This is a genomic window from Corynebacterium stationis, from assembly GCF_001941345.1.
In the GTDB taxonomy this organism is placed as follows: Bacteria; Actinomycetota; Actinomycetes; order Mycobacteriales; family Mycobacteriaceae; genus Corynebacterium; species Corynebacterium stationis.
Genome location: NZ_CP009251.1, coordinates 1,572,934 through 1,592,061, shown reverse-complemented (window position 1 = coordinate 1,592,061; position 19,128 = coordinate 1,572,934). Strand labels below are relative to the sequence as shown.

Here is a 19,128-nt window from a genome sequence, read left to right as displayed (position 1 = left end):
TAAACACTTAATCTTGCTAAACTGCGGGAATGATTGATCATCGCCATCACTTTGACGACCAGGCCGCTGAGTGGGATAAAGACCCGAAGAAGATTGAGCGTGCGCGCCGTACTGCGCAACTGATTGTGGATACGGTTCAACCTCAAGGAAACGAGCGCGTCTTTGAGTTTGGTGTGGGCACGGGACTGGTCTCGCAATTTTTGGCACCGCATGTGGGGCAGCTGACTTTAGCGGATAATTCTCACGGTATGCGTGAGGTAATCGCAGGCAAGATTGACGCTGGCGTGCTTGATGGTGCTGAGCTTTCCGATTCTGACTTGGTCGGCGGCAAGCTTCCCGATGAAAAATATGACCTTGTTGTGGCCTCGCTGGTTTTGCATCATGTGGCCAATGTCCCAGCCTTATTGACGTCATTTGCCAGCATTCTTGCACCTGGGGGAGTAGCGTGCATTATCGAACTCGATGATGCGGGCGGGAAGTTCCATGCCCACATCGATCATTATGACGCCCACGATGGTTTTAAACGCGATGAGTTCGAGCAATCATTGCGTGATGCCGGCTTTGCAGAAGTTCAATTCCATGATGTTGGAAAGATCGAACGCGAGGACGGGGAGTATTCACTTTTCCTCGCAAACGCTTTTACCAGCTAGAATGGCTAAGATGTATCAGGGTTAGTACTAAATAGGGAAGGGATTCGCTTGCCTAAGCCAGGGGCTTCACAGGGTGTTTTGTCCGTCATTGCCGGTATTACGACCGGCTTGGTGGGCTTTTTAGGTTCATTTGTCATCGTCATTGCAATGATGCAAAACCTCGGTGCAACTGATGAGCAAATTTCCAGTGGGCTCCTCGCGGTGTGTTTCGCCATTGGCCTCACCACCTACTTTTTGGCATATACGACCAAGGCGCCCATCACCATTGCGTGGTCGACCCCTGGCGCGGCACTCATAGCCGGTGCCTTTGCGGCTGGCGAAGGCGATAGCGAATTATTCTCCCACGCCATGGGCGCGTTCATGCTCACCGGTGTGTTGTTGATTGCCACCGGTCTTATCCGTCCGCTGGCTGATTTAGTCTCCAAAATCCCCGGCGAAATCGCGCAGGCAATGCTTGCTGGCTTCTTGCTTTCGTACTGTACGAAGCCCTTCTTAAACCTCGCCGCCGAACCCTTACTAGCCGGTCCCATCGTCGGCGTGTGGCTAATTGCTTTGTGGAAAGCGCCGCGTTGGGCGATTCCCGCCGCTTTCGTCGCCTCCTGCTTGGTCATTGCGTTTACTTTCAATGCGGCAGACCTTGAAGGCGTCAATATTTTCCCGCACTTGGAATTCGTGATGCCATCGATAAGCATTGCTGCGATCGTCAACATCTCCCTGCCGCTGTACTTGGTCACTATGGCATCCCAGAACCTACCTGGGCTTGCGATTTTGAAGGCTTATGACTACAAACTGCCGTGGAAGCGCGCGATGGTCTCCACCGGGTTCATGAGTTCTATTGCCGCGCTGTTTGGTGGTCTGACCATTAACCTGGCCGCTATCTCCGCAGCGCTATCAGCAGGGTCTGAATCTGGCGTGAAGCGCCTGCGTCGTTGGCGCAGCGCGATGTGGAGCGGGAACACTTACCTAATAATTGGCCTGCTGTGTAGCTTCATCGTCGTGATCATCTCCGCAGCACCAGTAGAGGTGTTTAGTACCTTGGCTGGCCTTGCTTTGATCGGCACATTCTCCGGCTCTGTGGCCGGTGCATGGAAGAACCCTGCGGAACATTCCCGGATGCCTGCTGCGATTACTTTCATCATCGCTGCGTCGGGTCTGACTATCTTCGGCATCGGTGCCGCAGTCTGGTCTATCGCCGGTGGACTTATCGTGCGCGGCATCTTGTTGGCTCGCAAGCAATCTCAGGAAGACAAAATCGCCCAAGAACACGCCGTTCACCAGTAATCTGGATTGGTCTGCAAAAGTTGCGAGCAACCAGCCGGGGGCTGGTGATTAAAGGAGAATCTTCATGGCCTATTTTATTCGTCAAGGCGCGAACACCTTTCTAGCAACACCGGAAACTGGAGGTGCGTGGAATCCTGAAGAACAGCACATTGCGCCGATGATTGGCCTTTTAACGCACCTAACGGAACTTGACCATAAACAGCGCGACGAAGACGCTGCGCTTGTTCCAGGGCGCATGTCCGTGGAGATTCTTGGGGTACTAGGCTACGAGCCTTTCGATGTCGAAGTAGAAGTCATTCGACTCGGACGTACCATCGAACTAGTTGAAGCCGTATGCATACAAAACGGGCGTCCTGCCGTGCGTATGCGTACTTGGTTTATGGCGCAAACCGATACCTCCTCAAGTGCCGGAACCGCTTTCCCGTTGATACCTGGTCCCACTACAGAGAAGTCTCTTCCTGGCCTGGGAACGAACTGGGGTGGTGGATTCGTGGAATCTATCAAGGGATACCGCAAACCAGGGGAGCTAGGCCGCGGGTTTGCGTGGTGGCAAACCGACACCGAACTTATCGAATCCGAACCAGCTTCTAACCTGGCCGCGTTTATGGGGCTAATGGACATGACCAATGGCATCGTTGTGCGCAAAGATCCCAGCGAAGTTATCTATCCTAATCTTGACCTCACCGCGCACCTGTTCCGGATGCCTGAAGGCAAGTGGCTGGGCGCCGATGTCAGTGTGAGCTTCGGAGCCAATGGCATCGGCGAGACCCATTCCGTGATTCACAATGGGAACGGCCCCGTCGGAACCTGCTCGCAGATCCTCACTGTCCGCCCACGTACGTAGTCGACGCATATAACTTTCAACTGGCGATACTATGCACAACGCTGTAAACTTGCCAGCGTTTGTGCAGAACAACGATAGTTTTCGAGGGAAATCTACGAACTGGTATTGTCCTACCCCTTACCGGTGGACTCCTAGCCCAGTTGAGACCGGCGTCACTTATGTGACCAGGGTTAAGACCACAAGGATTTTCAGCAAACCTCTTCCACCGAAAAATGCCGCGGGTTAAGCTGCAGATATAAGAAGTTACCGACAGCAAAGGAGATTAGATGAAAGAAAATACGCGTCATATTTCTCGACGCAACTACGGTGAGCATCCTTAAAAAATAGAAGCGGCATAGCCATAATCCAGAACTTCTAGCCACCAACAATTGTCGAAGTAGAGGAGCTACTAAGGATGCACAACGCGAATAGCGTCATCCCGAATCATCCTCAACAAGCACAGTTCTAACCGGTCAATCATTATCCACAGATAAGCAGCGGAATAACCACTGAATCGATCCGCACCTCGACCGCAAGAGTAGTACACCGCAAGTTGACCCACATGATTCGGGATTTTCAATGAATAAACGCATATAAACTACCGATAGCCAGGCAATTTGTCTTAAAAGCTATCGGTAGTTTACTCTTATCAAGTCCGAAAGGTACAGGCCCCGTTCGTCTAGCGGCCTAGGACGCCGCCCTCTCACGGCGGTAACACGGGTTCAAATCCCGTACGGGGTACAAATTAGAGGCAGTCAGTATTTCAACTGGCTTCCTCTTCTCATTGCTTGCGTGTTGAGGATTCGCCGGAATGGCATACAGATTGGTTTCCGAATTTTCTATATATCCTGGCGCAGGGGAGTGGAGTGCAAACATAATCTCCGAACTGGGCCAACTGAAAGGGTATATAAATTTCAGAATCGGTCCGTCGGCAGCTTTAGCCTTTCATATTTACTGTTGTGATCTGCAGATTCTTGTTGCGGATAACAGCACCTACTAGTTAACTATTCAATTTGATTCGGGTTTTATTAAAAACCTTCAGCGGCTCTACCTGCAATTATTGCAACATTGGCCGATATTTAATTAATAGTTTGTTAAGTCGCGCGCGTTTACTAATTCTCTGTTACGGTAGGCATTGTAGATGGCCTGCCCCATTCGAGCTTCCCCCGAGGCTTGGACAGTGTGCGCGGGCCATCTACCCCGTTTGGGGAAAGACCTTCGTTAGGTCAGGGAAAGAAATCCAGTGTACGAGCGTATATATGTTCGATCTAGTACGTCCTATGTCCGACGCCTGAGCTAACGTCAGGCTCATGACAATTGAAAAAGAAGCAGAGGCACCACAGGTGCAAGAATCAGATAGTGATTCTGAAAAGAAGTTCCGTCTCGTTGATGCGCAGTGGCTGCGCGCCCAGCGTTCCGCAGTGAATGGGGAAGTGGAGCTTAAAGTCTTCCAAGACAAACTCACTGACGCCGCGACGTCGTTTCAAAACAGTCAAGGTCATGGTGTCGGCGTTGCTATCGCCATGACTCTGGGAGCTATCGTTCTTGGCGTCCTAGGCGTATCACTCGGTATTTTCATCATGGTCTTGGCCGGTGACTGGATTTCTTCGATGGCGGAGGGCTAAAACAATGGGTAAGGGTGGATCAGGCTGCGCTGCAGTCGTCGTTATTGTTTTTGTTATCGCTGTGGTGGTGTGGGCAGCAGCAATTGCATTTTGGCTCTTTGGTGGATTAATTGTTTTGGGATCTGTCCTGATGGCAATCTTCGGCATAGTCCATGCATGGGCCGAAGTAGCGCGCAAAAAGGAAAGTGCTCGCACCGCAGAAGTCGTGGAGCTAATGGCCCTGGATTGTGCTCAGGACCTTCGACGCTTGCAGTACCGTTGGGCTGAAGCTGTCACGACAAAAGGCATTGGTACGCAATTGGAAGAGCAATTGCGTTTAAACCCAGCCCTGGCAGAAAACCGAAGCCGTCAAATTGAAGCAATGATCGTGCTGGTTGAACAAGCGCCTGCAACCGAGCAGCGCCTCGAAGCGATTTCTCAAGCGGAAAGTTTCCGTCACGAAATGCTAACGCAGATGGCGCAATAAAAACCCGGGTCCTAGGCGTTGTTTGTTAGCTCCATGGTTACGTGAGGAATGCCGTCCTCGTAGAAGACTTCGCTAACCGCAGTAAAACCAAACGATCCGTACCATCCTTGCAGCGGTGCCTGGGCATCCAAGACAAGCTTTAGCTCAGGGGCGATTTGTGCACAGCGTTCCAAGGCGTAGGCAAAGAGTTCGCGTGCGGCACCTGTGCCGCGATGCTTAGCCGCGACGACGACACGACCGATTCGGAGGGCATCTGCATCGCGCAAGATACGGATGGTGCCAGCAACTTCATCGTCGACGGTGACCCACAGTTGCTCACTGTCTGGCTCTAAGTCGCGACCGTCAAGTTCTGGATAGGGGCAGTTCTGCTCGACCACGAATACGTCGGTGCGGATCTGCAGAATCTTGTACAAGATGCGTGGATCCATGGTGGAGATGTTTTCGTTAAAGAATTTGTGCGTCATGGCTTGCTCCCTAAGAATTTGGTGATGATTGCGGAATTGGTAACGGCAGTTGTTTTGAGATGGTGGCTTGGGCTAATTGCGGTGTCTAGGCATCGGCAAGCGAATCGATCTCCTGGTTGAGAAGCAAACGCTGGGTATCCGCGCTGTACATTTCCGGATCCAGCGAGGACAGCGTGGCAAGCCCCTCTGTCAGGGCGATGAGCTTTACCGCGCAGGCTTGCGCCTCGGACTCTGAGACCGATGGCTTGAACTCAGTAACAAGACGCGTGATGCGCTGGAGCCAGTTGCGGTTGCCGGAAACATGGAGCTGACGAATCTCGCTGTCCGGTAGGGCAGCAGCCGCAAACCCCATCCAGACACGTGCTTCCTGCTGCCTTTCGGTATCCAAGGTAAGCGAGCCGGAAAGAACCTCGTACAAGGTGTCTCGCGGATTGAGGGCGAGCTTCTCCGCTTTATCGGCACGCGCACCCGTGCGCATGTAAAGCACTTCCCGGGCATGAGTAAGCATTGCGGTTCGGGTCTTGAAATGGTGCATGAGAAGCCCAGTGGTGCACTCAGCTCGATCAGCCACACGTCGAACTGTCGTCGCTTCAATTCCATCATTGGCAACTGTTTCCCACACCGCTTGGGAAAGGCGCAGATTGGTGGCTTCGGTTGTGTCCACAGACAAAGAATATCCTCTCGTAACAACTGTTACGGAAAGGTTAGGTTTGTCTATTGGTGTTGTCAACGGGGAAGTGCCGTTTCGGGGTAGTTGGTACGGGTATTCCGCGTAGTTGGTACCCGTGTTCCGTATAAGTGGTACTGCTTGGGGGTTTGGGTCATTGTTTTAGGTGGCGGTGCCACGTCTTGTGTCATCGCGTCACCTTTCATGAGTCAAAAAAGGGGCCTGTAATGGCTAACTTCAAAGAAATCATGGCGATGTGTTTAGACGGGGTGAGCTATTCTGCAATAGCTTCTGCCCTGGGATGCTCACGTCGTGATATCGCAAAGACCAAGGCTGTGATTGCATCAGAGTCGGTCACCAAAGAATCGTTTCCCCAGCTTGCGCCCGAGTTTTTCGAGCATCACTTCGGCGATAACCGTACTGTGCGTAAGAAGCATTATCACCAGCCAGACTTCCAAGCCTTGGCGAAGCGTTTGGCAGCAAATAAGCATCTGACCCGGCATAAGCTATGGATGGATTATCTTGCCATTGATGCCGGTCCGGACGAAGCAAAGTATCAGTACTCGCAGTTCTGCGGGCATCTGCGCGACTATGTGCAAGCCTCGGGGCTTGACAGCGTGATTGAACATGAGCCGGGCCAGGAACTCTATGTTGATTGGGCCGGCGATAAGATCCCGGTCATCGACCAGGCCACCGGACTGGTTGGGATGAAGGCCTCGTTGTTTGTCGCAGTGTGTCCATATTCTGGGTTATTGTTTGCCCTGGCTGCCGCAAATGAGAAAATGCCAGCCTGGATTGACTGTCACGTCCAAGCGTTGAACTATCTCGGGAAAGTACCAGGGATCATCGTCCCTGATAATGCATCTACCGCAACGTATCGGCCGTTCAAAGCACAACCAGCTCGTCGTATCCATGACCGTTACGCTGATTTCGCTACGTTCTACGACCTGCTTATCGTGCCAGCACGACCAAGCAAACCGAAGGATAAAGCCGCAGTAGAACGCGCCGTGCAAACAGCCTATAGCCGTATCCTGGGCTATTTTGATGGTCAAATCTTCTACAGCCTGGATGAGCTCAACGAAGCCATCATCATCCGCGTTGACGATATCAACGACAACCTCGTACGCACTGATGGGATGAGCCGACGCGAGCTATTTGACGCGGATGAAGCACCCTTGATGCGGGATCTACCCGCGGTAGCTTTTACCGAAGTGTCCTGGCGTGATGTCAAAGTCGATCGCAACTGGCACATCACCTGCGACCACCAATACTATTCGGTACCGTTTCGTCTCATCGGGAAACGACTTCGAGCCCGTTTGACCAAAGACCTCGTCAGCATCTTCGACGGGGACACACTGGTAGCAGAACACAGCAGGCTACAGGGATTTCGCTACCGATACAGCACCGACCCGGCGCATAATCCTGATGGTGATACCCACGGAGTCGAAGTTCTCACCCGTGATGAACTGCTCAAACGCGCATCCTCGTTCGGGCCGGCAACTACCAAGGTCATCACACTAATCCTCAAGCGCAATGAAAAAGCCATTCCCCGCGGGCTACACACCGCACGCAACATACTGGTCAAACTTGGCAACAAGCACAACAAGACCAGCTTGGAGCCTGCCTGCCAGAAAATACTTGAGCATAATCTAGCACCGAATATGCAGGTCATTGCCCGTATCCAAACCGATATCGCACGCAATCATCAACAACAGTGCGCACCACCGACAGTCGTTTCAGGTGATAGGGCACGCAAACCTGTTGATATCGACAAAGTCGCAGGCGCTGTCTTCATTCGCCCGGCAAGTCACTATGACCAGGTCAAGGAGGTATAGCCATCATGTCATTGTTAAGTATTGATGAAACCACCCGGGCACAATTACGCCAGCTGCGGCTATCCACATTTGCTGATGTCTACTTTGAACTCGCAGCGGATGAAGAAATGACCAATGCGCTGCCGGAAGAGATCTTTCTCAAAGCAGTGGCCCAAGCCGCCGAACAACGCCGGCAACGCAATATCGCCAAAGCCATCACCCAAGCCAAATTCCGCTACCCCGATGCCACGTTGGCCGAGGTGATTAACCCACAAGATCGTGGTATCAACCTGCGCCAGCTCAAACGCTTGTCCGCGACAAACTGGCGTGAAAACCCCACCAACGTCCACGTGCTAGCACCGACCGGTACCGGTAAAACCTATATCGCCTGCGCTTTAGGCATTGCCGCCTGCCAAGCAGGCTACTCGGTAGCCTACTACCGACTTGATCAACTTGTGGATGCTTTAACGGTCTTCCTGCCAGCAGATAAGCGTTATGCAGACCTTATGCGACGGCTGCAAAACATAGACGTTCTCATCCTGGATGACTTCCTGACCATAGGAATCGACCAACGTGGACAAGAAGACCTCACCAAAATCATATTCGACCGCGACGGCAGACTACCAACCATTGTCGCCTCGCAAACCTCCGCCGCCTACTGGCTTGAAGCCCTCCCCGATAGAGTCGGCGCCGACTCCCTAGTCAGCCGACTTAACACCGGCCAACGCATCAACCTCGGCGACTACGACATGCGCCAACACCTGGCCTACACCCACCACACCACCGACTAACAACACTGACCCCTGGTAGCAGCCCACCGACCAAACAAGCTGCCACCAGGGGCCAACCCCAGTACCAACAACCCGGAAACTCTAAGTACCAGCTCCCCGGAACACCGGTACCAAAACATCGGAGTCAGCAGGAAGGGGTAGGGGTGTGATCGAGTATGGGCTGGCCTCTTTTTGGCTGGCGGCGGGGAAAAGAACCTTTCCTTAGTAAAGCACCCTTGAACCAAATCTTTTTCTATCTAAATGCAACCCGTCTGTCTGCTGTTTTGGTGGGTTTTGAAGTGTTTCGAAAACATTGTTTTGTAAATGTGTTGCGCACGTGAAAGAGTGTGCTAGAGTTGTCTCCAGTAGGCGGCCTGCCCCATTCAAGTATCCCCCCCGAGACTTGGACAGTGTGTGCGGGTCGTCTACCCATATTTAGAGGAAGCCTCTTCGCAACGGTGAAGAGGCTTCCTCTCTTCCTTCTTCCCACTAGTGTGAAGTCTTGAACAGTAATGAGTTTTATAAAGGCATATGGGGAAGCTCTGAACCTCACCAGCCGCACCTGGTGTTCGCTGATGCTGGAGCGGTCTCAGGAAGCGATGGCTGCAACCGGCTCATGGGTCAGTGGACTGTGGAAGACGGTGTAATCACTTTCAGTCAGATGGCATCGACGATGATGTACTGCGAAAGTGTGGACACTTGGCTGCGTGGGGTAGTTACCGCGTATGTGCAAGGGGATGTCCTGCACATAGCCGACAGCGAGGGGAAAGAGATAGGGACATTGCCAAAGGATTACACTGCGGGTGGCTAAGCCGGTTTAGCTACTTTTAAGCGGTGGCGAGTGTGCGTGGCTCGGTGTGAATCATTGATCGGGAGCTGGGGAGGGCCTTATCGATGGCGGCTTCGAGGGCATCGGCAAGCTCATGCGCGTATTCCACGGTCCACTCACCGGGCACGGTCATGATCATGTAAACGAAACGCTGGCGGCCAGAAGCCACGGTCTTAAGGTCTTCAATAGCCACGCCGTATTCTGCTTCAAAGTCGGCGATGACGGCTTTGACAACTTCGACGTCTTCGGGTGGGAGCGCCTCACTAATGAGGTTGCTCAATGATTGTTGCAGGAGTTTGTAACCAGTCCACAAGATGTTGACGCCAACCAGCAGAGCAATAACAGGGTCGAGCCAGAACCAGCCGGTAAACGCAACCGCGGCGATGCCGGCGACGACACCGACGGTAGTCCAAACATCGGTAAGCAAATGGTGCCCATCGGCATTAAGTGCTGCCGAGCGGTACTGCTTGCCGGCCTTGAGCAAAGCCAGGCCGACGCCGAGGTTAATGAGCGTTGCGGCGATGGAGAGAAACAGGCCGATACCGACTTGCTCCAAGGGCGTGGGATCTAGCAGCCGGCCGATGGCGGTGTAGATAATCATCGCAGCGGCGACGAAAATCATGGCGCCTTCTACCAGTGCTGAGACGTATTCGGATTTGCCGTGGCCGAAATTGTGGTTGGCATCGGCAGGCTTAGCGGCGATGCGGATGGCGATTAATGCCACGATGGCGGCGACGAGATTGACGACTGATTCCAGTGCATCGGATAGGAAGCCGACGGAGCCGGTGAGATAAGCCGCGGCGCTTTTGAGCGCGATGGTTAAGATGGCGGCAGCGATGGAAAAGAGCAAGAAGCGTTCGATGATCTTCTGCTCTTTTGCATGACTTGTCACAGCGAGACCTTATGCAAACGGGTGCCGGGAGAGTTCCTGCCCGACACGAGGAATACGGGCAGAAGGTCTCGTTCGCTAACCAGTGGTGAGCTGGTGGCCGGGCTTAACGCCAGTATGTCGACCACTCATCGCCATAAAAATTATGGGTGTGAACTACTCCCCTTCGAAAGGGGATGTCTACTCGGTGCGCCCGTGAAATCAAGAGCTAAATCTGTAGCACACAGAAGCAACGTAGGGTGGGGAAGATGAACGACTCCACGCACAAGCAATTTCCACAACTTGTTGGTGACGTAGCGGAAGTACTCTCCGCTCCTGCGGATGCATCAGGCTCCATCTGGAAACTAGAACCGCACACGCGCGGGCTTGATTGCAATGTGATTGCTATTCCGGCAGGCGAGGAAATCGGAAAGCACGAAGGACCCGACCTAGACGTGGTCATCGTCGTGCTGGATGGTTCTGGCGTGCTGGAGACGGAAGAAGAGACCATTAACTTGGAAAATGGCTCCATGGTCTGGTTGCCAAAGCTTTCTGTCCGCCGCTTTGTGGCAGGGGAGAAGGGCTTGCGTTACTTCAGCGTGCATACGCGTAAACGCGGGCTGCAGATCGGACGTCCACCAGCCCACGACTAGATCAAGCGTTCGGTAGAATTCGCCACATGGTTAATAAACCACTTGCTCGCGCCCGACTCATCACCCAAGGTGTTGCGGTGCCCCTAGAAAGCAAAGCGCCTGCGGGCACTCCCGAGCATGCGCAAGAGATCGCATCTTACTTTGCTGCGACCCAAGGCCAGGATTTTCCTGGAGCTATCTCTTCACTGGCGTATCGCATGGGCACTGTCGGTGCGGTGGACGCGGTACGTGAAGCGTTTAACCAAGGTTTTATCGTGCGTGGATATCCCATGCGCGGCACAGTCTTTGTTACCTCCTCTGCTGACCTTGCCTGGATAACCCAACTTTGCGGCGCACAACGACTCAAAGCCATGGAGAAAAACCGCCCGCGCTTAGGCTTAAACAACTCCCATGTAGACCAAGCCGCGCAGATTATTCACGAGGTAGCCGGCAAACATGGCGCTACCCGTGCTGAACTCTTCGAAGCCTTTCAACAAGCAGGCATACCCATGCCACCTGGCAATGGGTATCACCTTGTGCGCTCCATGCTGCACGCCGGCACCGTGGTGTACGGACCAATTGCTGGAGAATCCAACCGCGTGGAAAACCTCGTGATGCTAGCCAAAGACTGGCTCCCATCGGGTACAGACCTAGAGGGTGTATTCAACGGAGATGAGCATGCCGCGATCACAGAGCTTCTCCGCCGGTATCTCAACAGCCACGGTCCTGCGACTCTGCGCGACTTCGCTTGGTGGTCAAAATTGCCTCTGGGTAAGATTCGTAAAGCCTTCGCCGATATTTACACCGACTACGTCTCTTGGGGCGCAGCTACCAGCGCGCCGGGAAGGTCAACGGGTAACTCGGTACCTGGTGAGGAACTTTGGGTGCGTGAAGATGCGCTGGATAGAATTGCTGAACACGAAAAGCAAGCAAATGTACTTCGGCTTCTAGCCGCCTTTGATGAAATCATTCTGGGCTACCAAGACCGCATGTACATTGTTCCGGAGCAACACCATGCCGCTTTGGTGCCGGGAAACAATGGCGTCTTCCGGCAAGCCGTCGTGGCATCCGGCGAAGTGGTGGGCTTTTGGAAACGTCAGGGGCCTGCCTCAAAACGCAAGATTGAAGTTGAGGAATTCAAGGCGTTGAGCGCGACCCGCGCCAAGCAGGTGCAGGCGCGGTTTAACGCTTATCCCTTTGCCAATTCCTAAGGCTGGTTAGAACATGTAGACCGCAGCGCCCACGCCACCGGAACAGGTAATCAGGTTGTCTTGACCGGTGACACAGTCCATGTCATAGTCCTGACTGGTAACTGGGCTGTGTGCGTCGACCGTGGTGGGCGTGGCGTCTCGCGCATTATCTTCTGGCGTGGAGCCTTGGATAAGCCCGGCGAAGACTTCGCCGGCAAATTCACAACTGGTGTTGGGGCCCACCGCCAGGCCATGGACTCCATAACCATTGCCCATCATGCACAAGGTAGCGTCGCGTTCTCCCAAAGTTAGCGCATCGCCGTTGGTGATGTCCCCGTCTTTGAGTTGGTCATAAATCTGGCCATACAAAGCTTTGGTCGCCGCGGGATCACTTGTGCGTGGTGTAGATTCTGCCGCGCCGGCGATAGCCGGGGTGCTAAGCCCGGCGGCAATGAAGCCGGCGAAGAGAATTTTGGCGGGTGTTCCGATGTGCGTGTTCATACCTGTTAAGGTTATGCCATCAAGCTGGCAAACTGACTGCTTTTGGGTAACGGCGCGGCGGCTTTTTGGCAAAGCTTGAAGCACTAGCTTCGCCGCGAATTTAGTACATGTAGACCACGGCATTATCCCCACCGGTACATGTGATGAGATTGCGCGCATCGGTCGAACAATCCATCGTGTAGGTCTGATTGGTCACTGGACTTGTTACTTCAAAGGCCTGCGGCATCGTGTCGCGGATGCTTTGTTCGGTCGGATTCAAATCGGTGGTGGCGGCTTCGAGCAGTTCCGATGCAAAATCGCAGCTGGTATTAGCACCGGTGGTCACTACATTGAGCCCGAAACCGTCACCGTGGATGCACAGTTCAGTGGGCTGGCCATCGATGGTGAAAGTGTCGCCAAAGTTGCCGTTGTTGCGCATTTCTTCTGCCATTAGAGCCTGAAAATCTTCAGGGGTTTGTTCGGCTTGGTCTGGCTGCTCAGGTTCCGGTGACGAGTTCTGGTCTTCTTCGGCGGGGATTCCGGCGCTATTAGAAGCCGAGTCTTCGGCTATTTCAGATTCGCCTCCGGCATTGTCATCGGTGCCTTCGGTATTCGAAGGTGCTGTGGTGGTTTCATCAGCAGTGACTTCTTGAGTTACGGTGGACGTTGCTGCGACTTCTTCGTCAGCGGGTGCGCCGCAGGCGCCTAAGACTAGTGCAGTTGATGCGGCAACTAGTGCAAGTATGCGTTTCATAATGAGGTCCTTCCTCTTGCTCTGTGGAGAGCGCGGTGGGGTGTCTCTTCTGGGTGATAATTCGCCGACGCTTATGGCTGGGCATCCATTGTAATGCGCCTCACAGCGGATTTGTCGAGGGTAGACTCAATTGTTATGAGCGATCGACTTCTCCGTGCCATCAATGCCGCTGCCTGGGCGCATGGCGGACAGTTGCGTAAAGGAACTGAGATACCTTACATCTCCCATGTGTTTGCAGTAATGCACTTGGTTAGCCAGCAACCCGGCGTGGATGAAGATACCCAGATCGCCGCGCTTTTCCACGACGTATTAGAAGATGCTTCAGAACGCTATTCTGCTGTCACCATGGAAGAAGAATTCGGCGAAGACGTCGTGGAAATCGTGCAGTGGGTGACCAAAGATAAAGGACTGTCATCGTGGCGTGAGCGGGCAGAAGCCTATCTGGAAAAGCTCGACGATGCCCCGCGGGAAGCCCTGGTTATTGCTGCCTGCGACAAAGTACATAACCTAACTTCCATACTGGGCGATTATGAGGAGATAGGCGAACAGCTGTGGTCGCGGTTTAACTCTGGCAAGGAATCCCAGCGTTGGTGGTATTGGGCAGTGTATGAAACTCTGCAGCGTCGTTTGCGTCGGTTGGGTTCTGTCGATTTGCCGATTTTGGATGACTACCGCGCGCTGTTAGTGGACTTTGACGCAATTGGGGACGCTTAGCACAAACTTGCTTTTTCTATGAACAATGCGTGGTGGCGAGGAACTCTATTTACATAAAAGCTGCTCAATATGTGCAATGTCTGGTGCGTAGCTTCATCGATCGAGGAGACAAATAGGTCTCGCGTATTCAATCCCTTGCATCCGCAGGGGTTTAAAGACTTGCGCTGAGCTTTCCGGCAGCTTCAAGGAGTTGAGTGCCGAATTTCTTATAAGGAGAAGGCTTGAAGCGGTCGACGGAGCCGGAGATGGATAACACGGCGGCGAGTTGGCCATTGGCGTCCATGATGGGGGCGGAGACGGAGGCCAGGCCCGCTTCACGCTCTTCGACGGATTCGGAGTAGCCTGCTCGTTTGGCAGCATCGACATCATCTTGGCTAAAGGTTGCGCCGTCGATGGTGATCTCAGCGAAAGCGGCGATGACGCGGGCTGCGGAACCTGAAGTAAGTGGTAGCTGGCTGCCTACGGGTACAACGTTGTGCAGACCTTGGCTGGGCTCGGCGGTGGCTACGCAGGTACGGGTGGTTTCTGTCCACTGATATAACTGAATGGATTCGCCGGTATCTTCCATCAGCTGATGCATAATTGGCTTAGCGCTGGTGAGCAAATCATTGCGGTTGCCGGGAAGCGCGGATCCGATGGTCCATTTGCCTTCGGGGGTGCGTGCAACCAGCCGATGAGCTTCTAAAGCTGTGGCCAGCCGGTGTGCGGTTGCCCGTGGCAAGCCGGTGGTCTCGCACAAATCATTGAGCGTTGATGGTTTGTTGGCGGCGGCCATCATAATCGCTACTGCGCGATCGAGTACCTTAATGCCAGAAACTGCGCTATAATCTCCCATATATTGAAACATACGTCCCAATTAGTGAGATTTCAAGTGGAGTGATGAAATGTCCGAGAAATTGACGCTGGCAGAAAAGGTGTGGCGCGACCACGTTGTTACCAAAGGTGAGAACGGTGCGCCAGACCTGATTTATATCGATTTCCAGCTGTTGCACGAGGTTACCAGCCCACAGGCTTTTGACGGTCTGCGCTTGGCCGGACGAAAGATGCGCCACCCCGAGCTGCATCTGGCGACCGAGGACCACAACGTGCCCACCTTGGGAATTAAAACCGGTAACTTGCTGGAAATCATCGATAAGACTTCCCGTACCCAGGTATCTACGCTGCGCGATAACTGTGAAGAATTCGGAGTGCGTCTGCACTCCATGGGCGATGAACAGCAGGGCATCGTCCACACCGTTGGTCCTCAGCTGGGCATTACCCAACCCGGCATGACCATTGTGTGTGGTGACTCGCATACCTCTACCCACGGTGCCTTCGGCTCGATTGCGATGGGCATCGGTACCTCTGAGGTAGAACACGTCATGGCTACCCAGACCTTGTCGTTGAAGCCTTTTAAGACCATGGCTATTGAAGTCAAGGGTGAATTAAAAGAAGGCGTATCCGCCAAGGACTTGATTTTGGCGATTATTGCCAAGATTGGCACCGGCGGCGGCCAAGGCCACATCATCGAATACCGCGGTGAAGCGATTCGCAAGATGTCCATGGAAGCACGCATGACTATTTGCAACATGTCCATTGAGGCAGGCGCACGCGCGGGCATGGTCGCACCAGACCAGATTACTTATGACTACGTCGAAGGCCGCGAGTTCGCACCGAAGGGTGAGGACTGGGACAAGGCAGTTGAATACTGGAAGACTTTGCCTACCGATGAAGGCGCAGTCTTTGACACTGTCGTGGAAATTGATGCCGATGAGCTGACCCCATTTGTTACCTGGGGTACCAACCCTGGGCAAGGTCTGCCATTGGGTGCTGTTGTACCAGATCCAGAAGATGCTGGCGATGACAATGAGAAGTCAGCTATCTCTAAGGCGCTGGAGTACATGGACTTGACCCCAGGTATGCCGCTGCGTGATATCTCCATCGATACTGTCTTCTTGGGCTCGTGCACCAACGCGCGTATCGAAGACCTGCGTGCAGCAGCAGAAGTGGTCGAAGGCCGCACGATTGCCGCAGATACCCGCATGATTGTTGTGCCATCCTCTGAGGTTGTAAAGAAGCAGGCCGAGAATGAAGGCCTGGATAAGATCTTCACCGACTTTGGTGCGGAATGGCGTACCGCAGGCTGCTCGATGTGCTTGGGCATGAACCCAGACCAGCTGAAGCCAGGTGAGCGCTCCGCGTCGACCTCAAACCGTAACTTCGAAGGCCGTCAGGGCCCTGGTGGACGTACCCACTTGGTCTCCCCATTGGTTGCCGCAGCTACTGCTGTTACCGGTCACTTGTCTTCGCCAGCTGACTTGGATCCGCGCGAGTCTGCAGCGCAGGCCTCTTAAGACACCCGGCTACGAATCAAGCCACGAATCAGGCTACGAAGACGAATAGAGAGAAGAGAGAAATGGAAAAGTTCACCACGCACACCGGCATTGGCGTTCCTCTGCGTTATTCTAATGTGGATACCGACCAGATTATCCCGGCGGTCTACCTCAAGTCTGTCAAGCGCACGGGCTTTCAAGATGGCCTGTTTTCCAACTGGCGCAAAGACGAGAACTTCGTTTTAAACCAAGAGCCGTACAAGAATGGCTCGGTGCTGTTCGCTGGCGCGGACTTCGGCACGGGTTCTTCCCGTGAGCACGCAGTATGGGCATTGGGCGACTACGGCTTCAAGGCGGTATTTTCCTCCCGCTTCGCCGATATTTTCCGCGGCAACTCCGGCAAGGCTGGCATGCTGACCGGCTTGATGGAACAAGAAGACATTGAACTTATCTGGAAGCAGCTGGAATCCGGCGATACGGAAGTTACCGTCGATTTGGAAGCACGCACTGTCACCGTTGGTGGCAATGTCTACAGCTTCGACATTGATGACTACACCCGCTGGCGCTTGATGGAAGGCCTCGATGACATCGGGCTGACCCTGCGCGATGAGGATGCTATTTCCAACTTTGAAAATAAGCGTCCTGCATTTAAGCCAGCAGTGGCACCAGGCTCCGGTCCGGTGGCTCAGGTTTAGGTTGATTGAAACTTGTTTAAAACTTATGCCCCAGGGAATACACCCTGGGGCATAAACTTTTGCGAGAACTACTATGAATAAAATGTCCCACACCCCGAAGCCCTCTGGCGAAGCAAAGCGTAGCGATGCGGCTGCGCAGCGCTCGCTTATCCCACCGGCAGGTCCATCCTGGACTGGGTCGTTGATGGGAACCTCGATCATTGCTGCGTTGCTTGCCATCCACGGGCAAGCTGCCGTGGGGTTGGTCTTTGCGGTTATCGGCACTGGCATCTTAGCCGTCACGCTTTATGGATTGGCGCGCTATCGCAGCCCGCGCTTTTTGCCGGAATACATGGGTCCGTGGGGAATGTTTGCCATGGGCGTTATCTCCCTCGGCTCGGCGTGGACAGCAATTAGCGGGGATTCTATCTATCAGCTCATTGGTTATCTCACCGGCGGGTTGGGTGGATTTATCATCGCGCTGAATCAGTGGCGCAAGTTCGTGGGCTCACCGAACTTCCAGTGGGGATTAGCACTTGTAGTACCCATGGTGGCGGCAACTAATGCCGCGCAGCTGGGTTTTATTGGGCTGGGCCGATTTGGTTTCATCCTCGTGTGGATTATCGGCGTGCCCGTCTTTGTCTACGTGTACTTCGCGCTCATGCGCAGACGCACAACCATCCCGGTGCTCTTGGGACACACCGCGTGGATTCCGGTGGGGGTTGTTGGGCAATCCACAGCGGCTGCACAACTGCTTTTCCCGCAAGGATTTGGACTGGCTTATGCCACGGTGATGTTGCCGCTGGGTGCTGCGGCTTGTGTCTTCGCGCTGTATCACCAATTTCGCACTGTACGCGACTGGGCGCCCTATAACCCCGCCCGGTGGGGCGCAACGTTTCCCGTGGGCACGATGAGCCTGGGCACGCACTTTGTTGGGGTTAATGCCCAGATGACCATTTTCGATCTCATCAGCCAGATTTTCTTAGGCCTGCTGATTTTCAACTGGTGCCTATGTGTTGTGCGCTTTAGCTTCTGGTTCGCCCAGTCCTATCGCACTGGCAAGGGTGACGCTAAGTAATCAGCGCCGATGAGCTCGCCTTCTAGGAAGCTTAAAACCCATACGGAAGACTTCTTCACCTTCAGATCCTCGGTGTCCATAAATGCCGGCGCATAAGACTCAATCACCGAAGGAATAGTCAGTCCTTGGGAAACAATGATCGGGGTGCCACCGCGCGCAACGATGGATTTGAAGGCCAGAAGGGCTTTGGAAGGTTGCTCTAACCAGGCGTCATCGCCAAGCAAGGCATCAACGTGCACAGGAAGATTCAGTTCATCTGCAATCGGCGCGGCTGTGTTCAAACAGCGGTCCGGGGTGGCGGAATAAATCGCCGTGGGCTGATAGGGGCTAAGCTCCGCAATGAGCATCTCAGCCTGCCTGCGGCCCTTTTTATCCAGCGGGCGCAAATTATCATCCCCGCTCCAATTCTTGCGGTTATGCGCGCGGGCATGACGGACATAGAGCACTAAAGCATCAGGAATCAGCTGCAGGCGCTTGGCGGCCTTATCCAGCACGTCCTCATCTAGCTGGTAGGTCACGCGCTCGCGGGCCTGCTCAATGGGCATCCAGACCAATTCATCGGCTTCTTCATTCGGGGTAAATTCGCCGGAGAGCACCTGGGCTAGCCAGTAATAGACCACCTTGGTGCGGCCCTGAACCGGGTAGGTGACTTTGCCAACGAGTTTGCCGAGCTTGACCTTGTAGCCGGTTTCTTCCCACAACTCGCGCGCCACGGTAGCAGGCAAGGATTCGCCGGGGTCTACTTTGCCCTTGGGCAAAGACCAGTCGTCATAGTGCGGGCGGTGAATGAGCGCGACCTCGGGGGCAGCGGGGTTCCCGCGCCACAAAATAGCGCCGGCAGCCAGGGTGGTGCGCTTGAACTCAGCCTTGGGATCTACAGGAACGTGCTGCAAGCGGCCGGAGATGAAAGACTTCGAGGAGATGTCCTTATCTGTTTCATGCATGTCTTTAACCTTGGGTGTATTGGCCACTTTATGCTCCTTTGGGGGTGATTGCTTCATCCATATCCTAAACCCTGTCGGGTAATGAGTCAGGGT

The 19,128-nt window shown here is 53.9% G+C and carries 21 protein-coding genes and 1 tRNA gene; 15 read left to right on the top strand and 7 right to left on the bottom strand.

Annotated elements, in window-relative coordinates; genetic code table 11:
• Nucleotides 1-29 precede the first annotated feature (29 nt).
• The 6 genes from CSTAT_RS07425 (at nt 30) to CSTAT_RS07400 (ending at nt 4,845) form a co-directional block, all read left to right on the top strand.
• Nucleotides 30-650, top strand: a complete 621-nt coding sequence (locus tag CSTAT_RS07425) for a class I SAM-dependent DNA methyltransferase (protein ID WP_075722976.1) — start codon at nt 30-32, stop codon at nt 648-650.
• Nucleotides 651-698: 48 nt separating this feature from the next.
• Entirely contained in the window at nt 699-1,931 is a 1,233-nt protein-coding gene (locus CSTAT_RS07420) for a benzoate/H(+) symporter BenE family transporter (protein WP_169833259.1), read from the top strand.
• Nucleotides 1,932-1,995: 64 nt separating this feature from the next.
• On the top strand, nt 1,996-2,775 hold the full coding sequence (locus tag CSTAT_RS07415) for a thioesterase family protein (RefSeq protein WP_075722974.1): 780 nt from the start codon (nt 1,996-1,998) through the stop codon (nt 2,773-2,775).
• Between the two features lie 647 nt (nt 2,776-3,422).
• Nucleotides 3,423-3,495 (top strand) — tRNA-Glu (locus tag CSTAT_RS07410).
• A gap of 569 nt (nt 3,496-4,064) precedes the next feature.
• Nucleotides 4,065-4,379: a hypothetical protein gene (locus CSTAT_RS07405; protein WP_066794460.1), complete on the top strand. Its 315-nt coding sequence runs from the start codon at nt 4,065-4,067 to the stop codon at nt 4,377-4,379.
• Nucleotides 4,380-4,383: 4 nt separating this feature from the next.
• A complete protein-coding gene (locus CSTAT_RS07400) occupies nt 4,384-4,845 on the top strand; it encodes a hypothetical protein (protein WP_075722973.1) in 462 nt (153 codons plus the stop codon).
• An 11-nt stretch (nt 4,846-4,856) separates the two neighbouring features.
• Here CSTAT_RS07400 and CSTAT_RS07395 read toward each other — a convergent pair whose 3' ends face one another.
• Together CSTAT_RS07395 and CSTAT_RS07390 are read right to left on the bottom strand one after the other, a co-directional pair.
• Nucleotides 4,857-5,309 (bottom strand): GNAT family N-acetyltransferase, encoded by a 453-nt coding sequence (locus CSTAT_RS07395; RefSeq protein WP_075722972.1) that lies wholly within the window; start codon nt 5,307-5,309, stop codon nt 4,857-4,859.
• 85 nt (nt 5,310-5,394) lie between these two features.
• Entirely contained in the window at nt 5,395-5,973 is a 579-nt protein-coding gene (locus tag CSTAT_RS07390) for a TetR/AcrR family transcriptional regulator (protein WP_156845102.1), read from the bottom strand.
• A 230-nt stretch (nt 5,974-6,203) separates the two neighbouring features.
• On the opposite strand from CSTAT_RS07390, the gene istA reads away from it, so the two are divergent.
• The 3 genes from istA to CSTAT_RS07375 all read left to right on the top strand — a co-directional run bounded on the left by istA (nt 6,204) and on the right by CSTAT_RS07375 (nt 9,371).
• Nucleotides 6,204-7,811 carry an IS21 family transposase gene (gene istA / locus CSTAT_RS07385; RefSeq protein ID WP_075722970.1) on the top strand — a complete coding sequence of 536 codons (1,608 nt, stop codon included), beginning with the start codon at nt 6,204-6,206 and terminating at the stop codon, nt 7,809-7,811.
• Between the two features lie 5 nt (nt 7,812-7,816).
• Nucleotides 7,817-8,581: an ATP-binding protein gene (locus tag CSTAT_RS07380; RefSeq protein WP_075722545.1), complete on the top strand. Its 765-nt coding sequence runs from the start codon at nt 7,817-7,819 to the stop codon at nt 8,579-8,581.
• A 544-nt stretch (nt 8,582-9,125) separates the two neighbouring features.
• Entirely contained in the window at nt 9,126-9,371 is a 246-nt protein-coding gene (locus CSTAT_RS07375) for an META domain-containing protein (RefSeq protein WP_244892933.1), read from the top strand.
• A 16-nt stretch (nt 9,372-9,387) separates the two neighbouring features.
• Here the strand turns inward: CSTAT_RS07375 and CSTAT_RS07370 are convergent, their stop codons facing one another.
• Nucleotides 9,388-10,281, bottom strand: coding sequence for a cation diffusion facilitator family transporter (locus CSTAT_RS07370; protein WP_075722968.1), 894 nt, complete (start codon nt 10,279-10,281; stop codon nt 9,388-9,390).
• Nucleotides 10,282-10,526: 245 nt separating this feature from the next.
• Between CSTAT_RS07370 and CSTAT_RS07365 the strand changes: the two genes are divergently transcribed.
• A complete protein-coding gene (locus CSTAT_RS07365; protein WP_075722967.1) occupies nt 10,527-10,910 on the top strand; it encodes a cupin domain-containing protein in 384 nt (127 codons plus the stop codon).
• A 26-nt stretch (nt 10,911-10,936) separates the two neighbouring features.
• On the top strand, nt 10,937-12,100 hold the full coding sequence (locus CSTAT_RS07360; RefSeq protein ID WP_075722966.1) for a winged helix DNA-binding domain-containing protein: 1,164 nt from the start codon (nt 10,937-10,939) through the stop codon (nt 12,098-12,100).
• 6 nt (nt 12,101-12,106) lie between these two features.
• On the opposite strand, the gene CSTAT_RS07355 is transcribed toward CSTAT_RS07360, so the two are convergent.
• Nucleotides 12,107-12,580, bottom strand: a complete 474-nt coding sequence (locus tag CSTAT_RS07355; RefSeq protein ID WP_075722965.1) for a hypothetical protein — start codon at nt 12,578-12,580, stop codon at nt 12,107-12,109.
• Nucleotides 12,581-12,680: 100 nt separating this feature from the next.
• Nucleotides 12,681-13,313: a hypothetical protein gene (locus tag CSTAT_RS13305; RefSeq protein ID WP_083640750.1), complete on the bottom strand. Its 633-nt coding sequence runs from the start codon at nt 13,311-13,313 to the stop codon at nt 12,681-12,683.
• A gap of 135 nt (nt 13,314-13,448) precedes the next feature.
• Between CSTAT_RS13305 and CSTAT_RS07345 the strand changes: the two genes are divergently transcribed.
• Nucleotides 13,449-14,027 (top strand): HD domain-containing protein, encoded by a 579-nt coding sequence (locus tag CSTAT_RS07345; protein ID WP_083640747.1) that lies wholly within the window; start codon nt 13,449-13,451, stop codon nt 14,025-14,027.
• Nucleotides 14,028-14,178: 151 nt separating this feature from the next.
• Here the strand turns inward: CSTAT_RS07345 and CSTAT_RS07340 are convergent, their stop codons facing one another.
• The gene (locus CSTAT_RS07340; protein ID WP_066840643.1) at nt 14,179-14,862 is read right to left on the bottom strand and encodes an IclR family transcriptional regulator; all 684 of its coding nucleotides are present in this window, start codon (nt 14,860-14,862) and stop codon (nt 14,179-14,181) included.
• 49 nt (nt 14,863-14,911) lie between these two features.
• Between CSTAT_RS07340 and leuC the strand changes: the two genes are divergently transcribed.
• The 3 genes from leuC (at nt 14,912) to CSTAT_RS07325 (ending at nt 18,091) form a co-directional block, all read left to right on the top strand.
• Nucleotides 14,912-16,360 (top strand): 3-isopropylmalate dehydratase large subunit, encoded by a 1,449-nt coding sequence (leuC, locus tag CSTAT_RS07335; RefSeq protein WP_075722964.1) that lies wholly within the window; start codon nt 14,912-14,914, stop codon nt 16,358-16,360.
• A 62-nt stretch (nt 16,361-16,422) separates the two neighbouring features.
• Nucleotides 16,423-17,034: a 3-isopropylmalate dehydratase small subunit gene (leuD, locus tag CSTAT_RS07330; RefSeq protein ID WP_066794409.1), complete on the top strand. Its 612-nt coding sequence runs from the start codon at nt 16,423-16,425 to the stop codon at nt 17,032-17,034.
• A gap of 82 nt (nt 17,035-17,116) precedes the next feature.
• A complete protein-coding gene (locus CSTAT_RS07325; protein ID WP_075722963.1) occupies nt 17,117-18,091 on the top strand; it encodes an SLAC1 family transporter in 975 nt (324 codons plus the stop codon).
• On the opposite strand, the gene CSTAT_RS07320 is transcribed toward CSTAT_RS07325, so the two are convergent.
• On the bottom strand, nt 18,061-19,035 hold the full coding sequence (locus CSTAT_RS07320) for an NUDIX hydrolase (RefSeq protein ID WP_075723847.1): 975 nt from the start codon (nt 19,033-19,035) through the stop codon (nt 18,061-18,063). The genes CSTAT_RS07325 and CSTAT_RS07320 overlap by 31 nt on opposite strands.
• Nucleotides 19,036-19,128 lie beyond the last annotated feature (93 nt).